Source organism: Kitasatospora sp. NPDC087314 (assembly GCF_044744365.1).
Taxonomy (GTDB): Bacteria; Actinomycetota; Actinomycetes; order Streptomycetales; family Streptomycetaceae; genus Kitasatospora.
Genome location: NZ_JBIUYE010000025.1, coordinates 1 through 14363, shown reverse-complemented (window position 1 = coordinate 14363; position 14363 = coordinate 1). Strand labels below are relative to the sequence as shown.

Sequence of the window (14363 nt, the reverse complement as noted above, 5' to 3'; positions counted from 1 at the left end):
GGCCCCGACCATCCAGGCAGCCCCGGTCACCAGGACCGTCCCACCGGTCCTGACCAATCCGCTCGCTCCAGCCCCGCCCGGCGGTCCAGGAAACGCGACCAGCATGCGGCGAACGAGGAGGGTGAGGCATGAACCCGATGATGACGCACAGTCAGCCGCCTGGTGGATCGGCGGCCGTGCCCGGGCGCGATCCGGAGCGCCTCGCCCGCGTCGTGCTCAGCCGGCTCAGCGAGCCCGGAGACGCGGTGGTCGGCCGATGGCTCGGCCAGCTCTCCGCCGCCGACACCGTCCAGGCGATCCGGGACGGGACGGTGCCCGCGCACCCCGGGCTGGACTCTCCCCGACTGGCCGGTTACCAGGCGAGACTTCCCGGTCTGGACCCGGCCGAGGACCTGGAACGGGTACGAGCCGTTGGTGGACGCTTCATCATTCCGGGGGACACGGAATGGCCCAGCCAACTGGACGATCTGGGTGACGGGCGGCCGATCGGGCTCTGGACGACCGGCACGGGCTCGCTGCGGCTGCTCGCACTCCGCTCGGTGGCGATGGTCGGCTCCCGGGCGTGCACGGCCTACGGCGCCCACGTCGCGGGGGAGTTGTCGGCCCAACTGGCCGAACGCGGCTGGGTCGTGGTGTCCGGGGCCGCCTACGGAATCGACGCGGCCGCCCACCGAGGGGCGCTCGCCGTCGGCGGGATGACCGTCGGGGTGCTCGCCTGCGGGGTCGACGTGCCCTACCCGAAGGGCAACGCCGAACTGATCCGGCGGATCGGCGTCCAGGGGTTGCTGGTCAGCGAACTCCCGCCCGGGGAGCACCCGAACCGCTTCCGCTTCGTGCTCCGCAACCGGGTCATCGCGGCGCTCACCCGAGGCACCGTGGTGGTCGAGGCGGCGGTGCGCAGCGGTGCGCTGAGCACCGCCAGACGGGCGCGGGACCTCAACCGCCACACCATGGGCGTCGCCGGCCCGGTGACCTCGGAACTCTCGGCCGGGGTGCACGCCCTGATCCGCAGCGGGGGCGCCACGTTGGTCACCGACGCCGCCGAGATCACCGAGCTGATCGGGGCGATCGGGGACGACCTGGCGCCGCAGCGCAGTGGACCGGTGCTGCCCCGGGATCTGCTGGAGCCTGCGGTGGCCCGGGTGCTGGAGGCCGTCCCGGCGACGGCGGAGGGTGCGCCGGTCGAGCGACTGGCCCGGCAGTCCGGACTCCCGCCGGACGAAGTACTGCAGCGGCTCTACGAGTTGGGATCGCTCGGCTACGTCGAGCGGCATGGTGCGCACTGGCGTCTGGCGCGGAGGAGGTGACGGCCCGAGCGAAGAGCACCTCTGCGCCGAGGGAGGCGCGCCGGAATCGCCCGGCTGACCTGCTGATCCGGTTCTTCCGCTCGCGTGCCCGGATCCGGTGACCCGAACGCCACCGGATCGAGGGACGACCGAGTGGCGGTAGCGCATTGCAGCGAGTCGGTCACGCTACGCTCCACATGCCTTCCCTATCAGCACATGACTCGGCAGAACGGCGCAGACCAACGCATGCCCACACACATTCCCGGACACAGAGTGACCGGTGGCGCCCGGTCCTCGGGAGGGCCGCGGACCGAGCGGCGCCCCGTGACCGAGTTCCCGCCCAAGGCGACGGGGACCATGGGAGGCCTGTCGCGCCAGGGCGGCCGGCCGTCGGCGGTGCCAGGCCAGCCCGCCGACGCGGTCGGCGCCGCCGCCATCGACGGCGCACCCCGCCCGAGCGCCGGCGGCCCCCTGGCGCCGGACGGCACCTCCCCGCCGGGCCCGGAGCAGGGGCACGGCGGTCAGGGGCACGGCAGTCAGGGGCTCAGCGGTCAGGGGCCCGGGGCCCAGGGGCCTGGAGCCCAGGGGCCTGGAGCTCAGGGACGCACCGCGCTCGAAGAGCTCTGGCGCTCCTACAAGGAGACCGGTGACCAGCGGCTGCGCGAGCAGCTGATCCTGCACTACTCGCCGCTCGTCAAGTACGTGGCGGGGCGGGTCGGGGTCGGCCTGCCCTCCAACGTCGAGCAGGCCGACTTCGTCTCCTCGGGGGTCTTCGGGTTGATCGACGCGATCGAGAAGTTCGACATCGACCGCGCCATCAAGTTCGAGACCTACGCGATCAGCCGAATCCGCGGCGCCATCATCGACGAACTGCGGGCCCTGGACTGGATTCCGCGCTCGGTGCGGCAGAAGGCGAAAGCCGTCGAGCGGACATACGCGACGTTGGAGGCCCGGCTGCGCCGGACGCCGCACGAGCCCGAGGTCGCGGCCGAGATGGGCATCGCGATCGAGGATCTGCACGCCATCTTCAGCCAGCTGTCCCTGGCCAACGTGGTGGCGCTCGACGAGTTGCTGCACCCGGTGGGGGAGGGTGGCGACCGGCTGAGCCTGATGGACACCCTGGTGGACCACGGCGCCGACAACCCGGTCGAGGTTGCCGAGGACCGTGAGCTGCGCCGACTGCTGGCCCAGGCGGTCAACACCCTCCCCGAGCGGGAGAAGACCGTGGTGACGCTCTACTACTACGAGGGCCTCACCCTCGCCGAGATCGGTCAGGTGCTCGGGGTGACGGAGAGCCGGGTGAGCCAGATCCACACCAAATCCGTCCTCCAGTTGCGCGCCAAGCTGTCGGACATTCGGTAGCGCGCCGGGCCCGCCCGGCGCGGCGGCATCCCCGGGCCGCACGCCTGTCCACGACCCCGGGAGGTATCTCCGGGGTGCACGCCCGGCCTCGACCACGGGCGCCAACCCGGCCGAACGCCTCACCGCACGCCCGCTCGTACGCCGCGCCGCGTGCCTGCGCCTCCCACCCAAATGCGCGGCGCCGTATCTGCCGCACGTAGGGCTCCGTACAGTGGGAGCGTGCCGAAGATCCGAGCGGCCACGGTGGCCGAGCATCGCCAGCTGCAGCGGGCAGCCCTCCTTGACGCTGCCCGCACCCTGCTCACCGAGGGCGGCATGGAGGCGCTGACCTTCCCCGCGCTCGCGGCGCGCACCGCTCTGGCGCGCTCCTCGGTCTACGAGTACTTCCGCTCCCGGGCCGCCGTGGTCGAGGCGCTCTGCGAGGTGGACTTCCCGCTCTGGGCGGCCGAGATCGAGGCCGGGATGGAGAGCTGCGACAGCGCGGCCGACCGGATCGAGGCGTATGTCCGGGGCCAGCTGGCGCTGGCCGCCGATCCGCGCCACCGGGCGGTGGTGGCGATCTCCGCGCTGGAACTCGACGATGCCGCGCGCGAGCGCATCCGGGCGGCGCACGGCAAGCTGGTCGGCTTGGTGGTCCAGGCCCTGGAGGATCTCGGTCACGCGCAGCCCAGGCTCGCCGCGGCGCTGCTCCAGGGGATCGTGGAGGCGGCCGTCCGCCGGGCCGAGAAACTGGCCTCCGGGGAGCGCGCCGGGTGCGCTGCCGAGCGCCCCGAGCTGATCGCGGACGCCGCCGTGGCCATGGCCCTGCACGGCCTCGACCGGACCTGAGCCACCACCCGGCCCGCCCGGCCCACCCGGCCCGGTGTGCCCGGCGCCGCCCAGCGGCAGCAGTCGCGCCGCCCCCGCGCCGAACAGGGCCAGCGGGTCGAGATAGCGCCCGCCGCGCAGCAGCCCCCAGTGCAGGCAGTCCCGCGTGGGGCAGTGCCGCCCGTCGGGGGTGAGCCGCCCGATCACCTGCCCGGCGGTCAGCGCGGTGCCGACCGGGACGGTGCCGACGACGGGCAGGTAGGTGGTCCGCAACGGAGGGGATCCCGAGCCCTGGTGGGTGACGGTCACTACCGGGCGTCCCGCCACCAGCCCGGAGAAGGTGACCACTCCCGCGGCCGCCGCTCGTACCTCCGCCCCGGGCGCGCCGACGAGGTCCACTCCCCGGTGCCCGGCGGCCCAGGGTTTGGCCGGCGGCTCGAACCGACCGAGCACCCCGCCGGGCCCGCTCACCGGCCAGGCCCGCTCGCCGCTCGGGCCGGGGCCGGCAGCTCCGCCGAGAGCCGAGCTCCGCACCGCACCGCCATGGCCATGGCCATAGCCATAGCCAGAAACGGAAGCCAGCAGCATCAGCGCCGCCAGCACGACGACCAGCCCTCGCAACACACGCCGCCCCCGCCCCCACCCCCACCCCTTGCCCGTCCCGCCTACCCCGGCCAGAGCGAACCAGCCCGGCGTGAACCGGACCGGCGTGAACCAGCCCAGCACGAACCCGGCTGGCGTCGACCGGGCCGGCCCGACGGCGGACGGAGCCGGGCACCCGGCGCGAACAGTCATGCCCCGAGGCTCACTGCGTCGCCGCCCCCACACCACCCACTTCCGGATACCTGTGGACAAACCGCCCTCACGGCCTGTACCCATCCCTCCAAGGGGTGTACGGGCACCGCCATCCGGTGGACAAGCGGCATACCAGCGGCCTACCAGCAACGCACCACCGACCGGCCACCGCCCCACCACCGACGCGCCGAAGGCCCCGCCGCCCCCTCTCCCACCCCCGCGGACACACCCGCCCCAGGTCCTCCGCCAGCTGCGGAGTCGCCCGCCCCTCGGCGCTTCCCGTACACTTCACACGCGACCCGGTCCGCCGGGTCGACTTCGCACGCCCCGCCACCGGTGGACGGACGCGGCTCGGCCGCTGCCCCCGCCAGGTGCGAGTGCCGCTCGGTCCGCCGAGCCCGCCCGGTCCCCGGACCGAGCGGGTGGAAACGGCTCGGCACGTTCGGGGCGTCAGGCGTGGCTGTCACCTGGCCGCCACGGACAAACCGAGCCTGACCCGGCCGGCCGCACCGCACGAGCGGGGAGCGCCACCGCGCGAACCGCCGTCCGCTGCGCGACCGCCGGGCCGTAACACCTGAGGAGCACGGCCATGGCCGTCGTCACGATGCGGGAGCTGCTGGAGAGCGGCGTCCACTTCGGTCACCAGACCCGCCGTTGGAACCCGAAGATGAAGCGCTTCATCATCACGGAGCGCAACGGCATCTACATCATCGACCTCCTGCAGTCGCTGAACTACATCGACCGCGCCTTCGAGTTCATCAAGGAGACCGTTGCCCACGGCGGCAGCGTCCTCTTCGTCGGCACGAAGAAGCAGGCCCAGGAGGCCATCGCCGAGCAGGCCACCCGCGTGGGCATGCCCTACGTGAACCAGCGCTGGCTCGGCGGCATGCTGACCAACTTCTCGACCGTCTACAAGCGCCTGCAGCGCCTGAAGGAGCTCGGCGAGCTGGACTTCGCGGACGTGGCCGGTTCCGGCCTCACCAAGAAGGAGCTCCTGGTCCTCCAGCGCGAGCACGACAAGCTGGAGAAGACCCTCGGCGGTATCCGCGACATGCAGCGCGTTCCCAGCGCCGTCTGGATCGTGGACACCAAGAAGGAGCACATCGCGGTCGGCGAGGCCCGGAAGCTCAACATCCCGGTCGTCGCCATCCTCGACACCAACTGTGACCCCGACGAGGTCGACTACAAGATCCCGGGCAACGACGACGCGATCCGCTCCGTCACCCTGCTGACCCGTGTGATCGCCGACGCCGTCGCCGAGGGCCTGAAGGCCCGTGCCGGTGTCGCCAAGGGCGACGTCAAGGCCGAGCCGGGTGCCGACCAGCCGCTGGCCGACTGGGAGAAGGACCTCATCGAGGGCGAGAAGAAGGCCGAGGAGGCCCCCGCCGCCGCTGAGGCTCCGGCCGCCGAGGCCCCCGCCGCCGAGGCTCCCGCCGCCGAGGCTCCGGCCACCGAGGCTCCGGCCGAGCAGGCCTGACGTACCAAGGGTGAGGGGCACCCGCCGGTACGACACCGGTAGGTGCCCCTCTCTCCCACGCCGGGACCGAACCATCGGTCCCGGCGTCTCCCCACGCAGACACGCGAGACGCGAGAAGAGATTCACACCATGGCGAACTTCACCGCCGCGGACGTCAAGAAGCTCCGTGAGCTCACCGGCGCCGGCATGATGGACTGCAAGAAGGCCCTGGACGAGGCCGAGGGCAACGTCGAGAAGGCCGTCGAGCTCCTGCGCATCAAGGGCCAGAAGGGCGTTGCCAAGCGCGAGGGCCGTGACGCCTCCAACGGCGCCGTCGCCGCGTTGATCGCCGAGGACAAGAAGTCCGGCGTTCTGGTCGAGCTGAACTGCGAGACCGACTTCGTCGCCAAGGGTGACAACTTCGTCAAGGTTGCCGACGCGATCGCCACCCACGTGGCCAAGACCGCCCCGGCCGACCTGGACGCCGCCCTGGCGTCCGAGATCGAGGCCGGCAAGACCGTCCAGCAGTTCGTCGACGAGGCCAACGCGACCCTGGGCGAGAAGATCGTCTTCCGTCGTTTCGCCCAGTTCGACGGTGACGGCTTCGTCGCGGTCTACCTGCACAAGACCAGCCCCGACCTGCCGCCGGCCGTCGGCGTCCTGGTCGAGCTGGACAAGGAGAACGCCGAGGTCGCCAAGGACGTCGCGCAGCACATCGCCGCCTTCGCGCCGAAGTACCTGTCCCGCGAGGACATCCCGGCCGAGGACATCGAGAACGAGCGCCGCGTCGCCGAGGCCACCGCTCGCGAGGAGGGCAAGCCCGAGGCCGCCCTGCCGAAGATCGTCGAGGGTCGCGTCACCGGCTTCGTCAAGGAGAACTCCGTTCTGGAGCAGGCCTTCGCGAAGGACAACAAGAAGTCCGTCGCCAAGGTCCTCGAGGAGAACGGCGTCGCCCTCAAGCGCTTCGCCCGCTTCCGCGTCGGCGCCTGAGCCACGTTCCACCTGGTCCCCGGCAGCCTTACGCTGGGAACCGCCCCCGCCCGCTGACCAGGGCGGGCGGAACGCCGAACGGGCTCACCCAGTGCCAGCCGTCCACGGGCGGGCCGCGTCGGCACCATGAACGACGAGGAGGCCATTGCCGTGCAGGACACCGAACCGGTTCCCGCGGCAGTGGCCTCCTCTCGCGTACGCGCAGGCCGGGCATCCGCACACCCGCGCCTGTGAGCCAGTAGGTGCAAAAAGGAGAAGTCCATGCAGGAGACGCAGGAGACCGCGCAGGACCCCAAGGCCGGCTCGCGCCGCCGGGTGCTGCTCAAGCTGTCCGGTGAAGCCTTTGCCGGTGGTGGCGGACTCGGCGTCGACCCGGACGTCGTGCACGCGATCGCCCGGGAGATCGCCACCGTCGTCCGCGCCGGTACCGAGGTCGCGGTGGTCATCGGCGGCGGCAACTTCTTCCGTGGCGCCGAGCTGCAGGTGCGCGGCATGGACCGGGCGCGCTCCGACTACATGGGCATGCTCGGCACCGTGATGAACTGCCTGGCACTGCAGGACTTCCTGGTCAAGGAGGGCATCGAGACCCGGGTCCAGACCGCCATCACCATGGGTCAGGTCGCCGAGCCGTACCTGCCGCTGCGGGCCGTCCGGCACCTGGAGAAGGGCCGTGTGGTGATCTTCGGCGCCGGTATGGGCATGCCGTACTTCTCGACCGACACCACCGCCGTCCAGCGGGCCCTGGAGATCCACGCCGACGTCCTGCTGATGGGCAAGAACGGCGTGGACGGCGTCTACGACTCCGACCCCCGGACCAACCCGGACGCGGTGAAGTTCGACGCGCTGGAGTACTCCGAGGTCATCGCGCGCGACCTCAAGGTCGCCGACCTCACCGCGATCACGCTGTGCAAGGACAACAACCTTCCGATGCTGGTCTTCGAGCTGCTGGCGGAGGGCAATATCGCGCGTGCGGTGAAGAGTGAGAAGATCGGCACACTCATCAGCCAGGATTCTGTCCGGGCCTGAGCCGCAACCAGCCGTACGGGGCGGCGCCGTCGCCGTGACCGGCCTCGACGCCGATACCGGTCGGGACAACCGCAGATGAACCGGACAGGGAGATCACAGTGATCGAAGAGACCCTCCTCGAAGCCGAGGAGAAGATGGAGAAGGCCGTCGCCGTCGCCAAGGACGACTTCGCCGCCATCCGCACCGGCCGTGCCCACCCGGCGATGTTCGCCAAGATCGTCGCCGAGTACTACGGCGCCGTGACGCCGATCAACCAGCTGGCCTCGTTCTCGGTGCCGGAGCCCCGGATGGCGGTCGTCTCGCCGTTCGACAAGACCGCGCTGAAGGCGATCGAGCAGGCGATCCGGGACTCCGACCTGGGCGTCAACCCGTCCAACGACGGCTCCATCATCCGGGTGGTGCTGCCCGAGCTGACCGAGGAGCGCCGCCGGGAGTTCATCAAGGTCGCCCGTGGCAAGGGCGAGGACGCGAAGGTCTCGATCCGCGCGGTGCGCCGCAAGGCCAAGGACGCCATCGACAAGCTGGTCAAGGACGGCGAGGTCGGCGAGGACGACGGCCGCCGTGCCGAGAAGGAGCTCGACGACACCACGGCCAAGTACGTGGCCGCCGTCGACGAGCTGCTGAAGCACAAGGAAGCCGAGCTGCTCGAAGTCTGATGAACGACGCCCCTGACGCCCCTGGCTACTGGGGCCCGTCCGACCAGCAGTTCCAGCCCTACCGGCCGGCGCCGCAGGCACCGCCGCAGCAGGCGCACCCGGCGCCGGGGTACGGCGAGTACCCGGCGCCGCCGCAGGCCCAGGGCTACCCCGGCCACCCGGGCGGCCAGGCCGCCTACCCGGGTGCGCCGGGAGGTGCACCGGCCGCCCCCGCTCACCGTTCGGATCACCCGCAGCAGCCTCCGGTGTACTGGGGCGGCGGCGACGCGGAGGAGACTCAGGTCATGCCTCCCGTACCGGCCGACCCCGGTCCGTTCCCCGGCGCGGTGGACCAGGTACCCCCGGCGGTCCCCGGCCGGTCGGCCGATCCCGCCGCCGGCCAGTCCCGGGAGGCCGGCCGGCTGAGCGGCCCGCTGTTCCGGGACGAGCAGTCCGAGGCGGCGGTGCCCGGCGTGACGGAGACGGTCGTGCTGCGCGCGATATCCGATGACGTCACCCCCGCCCCCGGCCGCGGCGCCCCGCCGTACCCGGGGGCCCCGGTGCCTCCCGTGCCGCCGCCGAGCCACCCGGCGGCCGGGCAGCCCCACTTCGTGCCGTCGTCCCATCCAGGGCAGGAGACACCCGTGGCCGCCCAGTCCACCCCGCAGCCGCAGCCGCGCAAGCAGCGCGGTGGCCGTAACCTCCAGGCCGCCATAGGCGTCGGGGTCGGTCTCGGTGTGGTGATCATCGCCTCGCTGTTCGTGGTGAAGGCGCTGTTCCTGTTCGTCGTGATGGCCGCGGTGTCGGTCGGAGTCTGGGAGCTGACCAGCCGACTCGCCGAGCGCAAGCAGATCAAGGCGCCGCTGGTCCCGCTGGTCGCGGGCGGCATCGCGATGCTCGCCACCGGCTACTGGGCCGGGGTGCAGTGGGCCGCGGCCTCGCTCGCGCTGACCGGACTGGCGGTGATGGTCTGGCGGATGGTCGAGCCGCCGGAGAACTACCTGCGGGACATAACGGCCGGTGTGTTCACCGCCTTCTACGTGCCGTTCCTGGCCACCTTCGTGGCGTTGATGCTGGCGGCGGACGACGGCCCCCAGCGGATCGTGCTGTTCCTGATCGTCACGATCTGCAGCGACACCGGCGCCTACGCGGTGGGCTACAAGTTCGGCAAGACCAAGCTCGCCCCGACGATCAGCCCGGGCAAGACCCGCGAGGGCCTGGCCGGCGGCATCGGCCTGTCGATGCTGGCGGGCGCCGTCCTGATGCAGCTGATCATCGACGGCGGCAGCTGGTGGCAGGGACTGATCCTGGGCGGCTGCGCGGCGGTCACCGCGACCCTGGGCGACCTGGGCGAGTCGATGATCAAGCGCGACCTCGGGATCAAGGACATGGGCACGCTGCTGCCCGGCCACGGCGGCATCATGGACCGGCTGGACTCGCTCCTGCCGACCGCCCCGGTGGTCTGGCTGCTGCTGGCGGCCTTCGTCGGCAGCTGAACGCGCCGAGCGGTCGAAGGGCCCCGGACGCCCGCGCGTCCGGGGCCCTCGCGCGTCCTGGCGTGCCTCCGGCGTCTGCGACACTGGATGAACCATGCCTAAGCCCGGAGAACAGTGACGGGTGAAACGACAGAAGGCCCCCTACCAGCGGGTTTCCCGCCGATAGGGGGCCTTTGTTCATGCCCTGGGCCGTCCCTGGGCCGTGGCAGGCGTGAATAGCGGCAGTTAGCCAGACGCGACAGCAGTCCTTAGGTCAGGATGCTGCCGTGGACACTGGAGTGTGGGTGGGGGCCATCGCAGGTCTCGTCGGTGCTTTAGTCGGCGCGGGAGGGTCGATCGCGACGACCTTGGTCAACCAGCGATACCAGCGAGCAGAGGCCCGCAGGACACAGCGTGACCGGTTGACCAGGGAAACCGTCGACGCTATCTCGCGGGAGCTCGTAGCCCTCGAAGAGTTGGCTAGGAAGTATCCCGAGGAGGGCGCGTCCGAAAGCGTCATGAGGCCATACCGGCTCGCAGCCAATGAGCACAACAACCGCATCGACATGGAACTTGTTCGTCTTCCCGATCGGGCGTTGGCAGACCGCTTGGGCGACATCTTGTGGGCGAGCAGGCTGGCGTTCCAGAGCGGCGAAGGGACATACCTGGACCGCCGAACGGGTGCTTTCAAGATCCCTTACGAGGGGTTGAGCTGCCTAGGGGCCCACCTTCGCGAAGATCCGCTGCCCCCTCCCTCGCGGTATACACAAGCGGCGATTGAGAATCGACTCGCTCGCGAAGCTATCTACGAGAGGCTGTCAGAGTCGACTTCGGAAACACGTGCACTGGGCGGTCAGTGAAGGAGTAGCAAGGACGCCCTTCACCACGGTGGTGAAGGGCGCCCGTTGCACTAGTGCTCTTATGCAGTCGGTTCGCCTGGCAGGAACAGCCGGTCGACGGCCTTCCGGGCGCGGTCCTGGCTGTTCGGCATGAGGTGGGCATACACCCGGAGCGTCAGGGCCGGGTCCGCATGGCCCAGGTAGTCGCTCACGGCCCGGATGCTTTCCCCGGCATCCAACAGCACCGAGGCGTAGAAGTGTCGCAGGGCGTGCATCCCGTGCTCCCGCGCGGAGGCGTACGCCTCGCCCTGGCGCGGGGTCGGGATGAGGCCGGCCGCAGCGATCGCTGGCTTCCACTCCTGGAGGTTGAAGTTGCTTCGCCAGACCAGCCCAGCCGCGGTGTTGGTGAACAGCAGCCGATAGGTCCTCTTCGGCCCGTCGGGGGTCTTCCACGGGAGCGTGACTGGCACGGGCTTGTACGCGTCCATGTGGGCGCGGATGGCAGCAGCGACCGAGCTGGGGAGCGGGACGTCGCGCTCCTTGTTGCACTTCGGGGGAGCGAACACCGCCTTTCCTCGGATCTGCTTCACCTGCCGGAGCACCCGTACGGTGCCCGTCTCGAAGTCGAGCGCATCGTCCTCCGCGAGTCCGACGATCTCACCCTGCCGAAGCCCGCAACCCGCACCCAGGTCCGCCATCGCCCGGTAGCGCTCCGGCAGGGCGCCGCGAACCGCGAAAACCTGCTCAGGAAGCCAGGGCACGATGCGTCGGGCCTCGACGGCCGGCGGGCGGACAGACGCGGCACCGCACGGGTTGCGGTTCAGAAGTCCGTCGTCCACGGCGGCCGACAGCACCGCCCGAACATCCGAGTAGATGTTCCGGGCGTAGCTGCCCGAGATCGGGCTCTGCTCCAGCTCCTTGACCAGCTCCTGGATGTGGGACGGTCGGAAGGAATCGAGCGGGCGCCGGCCGATCCGGGGGAACGCGTGCAGTCGCAAGCGCGTCTCCACCAGGACCTGGCTCGCCGGGTCGGTGGTCTGCGCCGCCAACCACCTCGCCGCGAACTGCTGGAACGTCGTTCGGGACGCCTTCGGGTCGACGTACTGGCCGCGGGACATGTCGGCCTCGGTGTCGATCAGCCAGATCTCCGCCAGGCGCTTCTGGCGGTCGGGGAAGCTCTTGCTCTTCTCGTTGCCGTCGGGGCCGACGTAGCGGGCCCGATAGCGCATCCCCTTGCCGTAGCGGTCGGTGCGGACTCGCCGCGGCTTGTCGTCGGGACCAATCTCCGTCTTGTACCAGCGGTCCTGGATGTGTCCAGCCATGAATCAGGCCGCCTCTCGGCTCTGGTCCGCCACCCACTGGGCGACGGCGTCGGGGTGGTAGCGGAGGTGTCGGCCGACCCGGAATCCCGGAGGACCGGTGCGCTTGCGGCGCCACTGGTAGACGGTCTCCAGCGGGACCTTGAACAGCGCCGCGACGTCCTCGGGTTCGAGGTAGTTGATCGGCAGGGGTCGGATGTTCGAGTCGGTGCCCGTGCTGCGGCCCTTCGAGGGCATGGCGAAGCCTCCGGATGGGGTGGAAGCGCGGCGCCGTGGGGCGCTGGCGAGGGTGAGGTATGGGCCGGCCGGGCGAGTACAGCCAGCCGGTTTAGGCGGACAGAACCGCCAGAACTGGCAGAACCTCTCCTCTGTGGCTTTGACCTGGGGTTTTGTGGTTGGCCGGGCGGGTGACGGAACTGGTTGGAAACTCCGACAGAAACCCTCGCCCGGTCGGTGGGGTGGGTTGTGTCGGGGTTTCTGTCTGGTTCCGTCACCCAGGTGGGTACGGCCGTTTCCGCAGGTGAGCGGGGCGAGGCGAGGTTGTGTCGGTTCTGGCGGTTCTGTCGGCAGTTCAGGTGGTGGGTTGGGTGAGTTGGGGGTGGGTCTGGTAGCGGGGGGAGGGCGGCCGGCCGCCTCGGGAGGTGCGCGGGGGCTGGGGCTCCTGGCGGATCCAGCCGTGGTCTTCGAGGAGGGCAAGGGCGGGGTCGAGGTCGGCGACGGCGGGGAAGGCGCCGCTGGGCAGGCCGCGGAAGATCTCGCGTTTGGTGTGGCTGTCGGCGGGGTTCGCCTGGAGCCAGGCCAGGACGGTGCGGGCCTTGGTGAGGGCGGGGTCGGCGCCCATGGCGTCGAAGACGGTCAGGGCGTGGGCGGTGTAGTAGGCGCCGATGCGGGCAGCGGCGGTGAGGGTGTCGGCGCTGATGGGGATGGCGTAGCCGTCGGCGGGGTGGTCGGCGAGGTGGAGCAGGCCGGCGATGCGAGCGACGGCGCCGTCGAGCTTGCTGGCCCACTCGGCGATGGGCCGCAGGGGGCCGCTCTTGCGGAGCTGGTGTTCGACCTGGGTGCGGTGCGCCAGCATCACTTCGGCGGCCTCGGAGCTGAGGGTGAGGACGGCGGGGTCGGTCCAGTCGGCCATGGCCAGGGTGAGCGTGCGGATCTTCTCGGCGTAGGCGTCGGCGACCTCGTCCGGGACGGTGTCGGGTTCGAGGTTGCGGTAGCCGACCAGGGACTCCGGGACGGCGTAGAGGAAGCGAGCGAGCAGGCCGCGGCCGTCGAAGCCCTGGACCTTGGCGATGTCGGCGAGGACGGACGGCTGGACGGCGAGGCCCATGGTCAGGGCGGGGGCTTCGATGAACTGGGCGTCGCGGCCCTGCCGGTTGACGCGGAGCATGTCGCCTGCGTGGCCCTGGAGGAAGACCTCCATGTTGGGCTTGCCGCTGTAGCGGCCGGCGATGATGTCGAAGATGCCGCCGCCCTCGGCGGACATGAGCGCGAGGCGCCCGCCCTGCTCGGCGAGGAGGGTGGTGGCGTTCTCGGCGGTGATGTCCTGGGCGATGAGCTGGGGGCGGACCGGGACGGTGGCCTGCTCGGCGCTCTGGGCGAGGCTGATGGCCTCGGCGGTCAGCCGGTCCTGGTCGCTCGCGTCGGCGTTGGCGGCTTTCTGGGCGGCCTTCTCGGCGGCGGAGCGGGCGAGCTTGGCGGTGACCTCGGCCTCGGCGATCTGGGCGTTGGCCCGTTCCACCAGCGTCTTCTCCACGGCCAGGACCGGGGCGATGAGCAGGCCGACCACGGCGGACTTGCGGTTGCCGGGCGGCAGGGCGGTGACGGTGTAGAGGTTCACCGGCTCGCGCCAGCGCCCGCGCACGGAGACGACCGCTCGGCCTCCACAGGCTGTGGACAGGGCCGCCAGCGCCATGCCGCCGGCCAGGTCGGCGGGCGTCTGGGTCTCCTCTGCGACGGCGTCGACCATGGCGCCGAGCCACGTGGGCAGGGCGTCGGTGGGGAAGGTGGGCAGGGTCCTGGCCTGGCCGAGCGGGATGGGCTCTTCCCACGCGGGCGGGGCGTCGGTGAACTCGGAGGGCAGGCTCGCCTCCCAGTCGTCCGCGTACAGCGGCTCGGCCGGGGGGACGGGCGCGCTCACACGGCCACCCGGCGGCGGGCCGCCTCACGCGGGTTCTCGGTTCGGCGGGCGGTGGGCGTCACGGCTCTGTTCCCTTCGGGGCGACGGGGCGGGGCTGGTGGGCAGGTGTTCCGGGAGGCGCGGGGCCGGAGAAGCGCTTCTCCGGCCCCGCCCCCGTGCGGGGGGGCGCGGCGCGGGGGGGGGGGAACCCCCCCCCCCCGCGCGCGCGCCGCCGGGGGGGGGGGCGCACCACGGGC

The 14363-nt window shown here is 71.4% G+C and carries 12 protein-coding genes and 1 pseudogene; 9 read left to right on the top strand and 4 right to left on the bottom strand.

Features of this window, described 5'->3' with window-relative positions; translation table 11 throughout:
• The first annotated feature begins 137 nt into the window (after nucleotides 1–137).
• The 3 genes from dprA (at nucleotide 138) to ACIO5E_RS37360 (ending at nucleotide 3476) form a co-directional block, all read left to right on the top strand.
• Nucleotides 138–1307 carry a DNA-processing protein DprA gene (gene dprA, locus ACIO5E_RS37370; RefSeq protein WP_400676730.1) on the top strand — a complete coding sequence of 390 codons (1170 nt, stop codon included), beginning with the start codon at nucleotides 138–140 and terminating at the stop codon, nucleotides 1305–1307.
• Between the two features lie 336 nt (nucleotides 1308–1643).
• Nucleotides 1644–2648 (top strand): RNA polymerase sigma factor WhiG, encoded by a 1005-nt coding sequence (gene whiG, locus ACIO5E_RS37365; RefSeq protein ID WP_400676640.1) that lies wholly within the window; start codon nucleotides 1644–1646, stop codon nucleotides 2646–2648.
• Between the two features lie 243 nt (nucleotides 2649–2891).
• Nucleotides 2892–3476: a TetR/AcrR family transcriptional regulator gene (locus tag ACIO5E_RS37360; protein ID WP_400676728.1), complete on the top strand. Its 585-nt coding sequence runs from the start codon at nucleotides 2892–2894 to the stop codon at nucleotides 3474–3476.
• Between the two features lie 105 nt (nucleotides 3477–3581).
• Here the strand turns inward: ACIO5E_RS37360 and ACIO5E_RS37355 are convergent.
• A pseudogene (locus ACIO5E_RS37355) lies at nucleotides 3582–4043 on the bottom strand (peptidoglycan DD-metalloendopeptidase family protein); the annotation flags it as partial.
• A gap of 796 nt (nucleotides 4044–4839) precedes the next feature.
• On the opposite strand from ACIO5E_RS37355, the gene rpsB reads away from it, so the two are divergent.
• The 6 genes from rpsB (at nucleotide 4840) to ACIO5E_RS37325 (ending at nucleotide 10692) form a co-directional block, all read left to right on the top strand.
• The gene (rpsB, locus tag ACIO5E_RS37350) at nucleotides 4840–5727 is read left to right on the top strand and encodes a 30S ribosomal protein S2 (protein WP_400676638.1); all 888 of its coding nucleotides are present in this window, start codon (nucleotides 4840–4842) and stop codon (nucleotides 5725–5727) included.
• Nucleotides 5728–5856: 129 nt separating this feature from the next.
• Nucleotides 5857–6696 (top strand): translation elongation factor Ts, encoded by an 840-nt coding sequence (gene tsf, locus ACIO5E_RS37345; RefSeq protein WP_400676636.1) that lies wholly within the window; start codon nucleotides 5857–5859, stop codon nucleotides 6694–6696.
• Between the two features lie 261 nt (nucleotides 6697–6957).
• Nucleotides 6958–7722, top strand: coding sequence for a UMP kinase (gene pyrH / locus ACIO5E_RS37340; protein WP_030056790.1), 765 nt, complete (start codon nucleotides 6958–6960; stop codon nucleotides 7720–7722).
• Nucleotides 7723–7820: 98 nt separating this feature from the next.
• A complete protein-coding gene (gene frr, locus ACIO5E_RS37335) occupies nucleotides 7821–8378 on the top strand; it encodes a ribosome recycling factor (protein ID WP_280685339.1) in 558 nt (185 codons plus the stop codon).
• Between the two features lie 284 nt (nucleotides 8379–8662).
• Nucleotides 8663–9853, top strand: a complete 1191-nt coding sequence (locus tag ACIO5E_RS37330; RefSeq protein WP_400676726.1) for a phosphatidate cytidylyltransferase — start codon at nucleotides 8663–8665, stop codon at nucleotides 9851–9853.
• Nucleotides 9854–10119: 266 nt separating this feature from the next.
• The gene (locus ACIO5E_RS37325) at nucleotides 10120–10692 is read left to right on the top strand and encodes a hypothetical protein (protein WP_400676633.1); all 573 of its coding nucleotides are present in this window, start codon (nucleotides 10120–10122) and stop codon (nucleotides 10690–10692) included.
• A 59-nt stretch (nucleotides 10693–10751) separates the two neighbouring features.
• On the opposite strand, the gene ACIO5E_RS37320 is transcribed toward ACIO5E_RS37325, so the two are convergent.
• The 3 genes from ACIO5E_RS37320 to ACIO5E_RS37310 all read right to left on the bottom strand — a co-directional run bounded on the left by ACIO5E_RS37320 (nucleotide 10752) and on the right by ACIO5E_RS37310 (nucleotide 14127).
• Complete coding sequence (locus ACIO5E_RS37320; RefSeq protein ID WP_400676631.1) at nucleotides 10752–11993, bottom strand: tyrosine-type recombinase/integrase; 1242 nt, start codon at nucleotides 11991–11993, stop codon at nucleotides 10752–10754.
• 3 nt (nucleotides 11994–11996) lie between these two features.
• A complete protein-coding gene (locus ACIO5E_RS37315) occupies nucleotides 11997–12227 on the bottom strand; it encodes a helix-turn-helix domain-containing protein (protein ID WP_400676629.1) in 231 nt (76 codons plus the stop codon).
• Between the two features lie 334 nt (nucleotides 12228–12561).
• Complete coding sequence (locus ACIO5E_RS37310) at nucleotides 12562–14127, bottom strand: YfjI family protein (RefSeq protein WP_400676627.1); 1566 nt, start codon at nucleotides 14125–14127, stop codon at nucleotides 12562–12564.
• Between the last annotated feature and the right edge of the window lie 236 nt (nucleotides 14128–14363).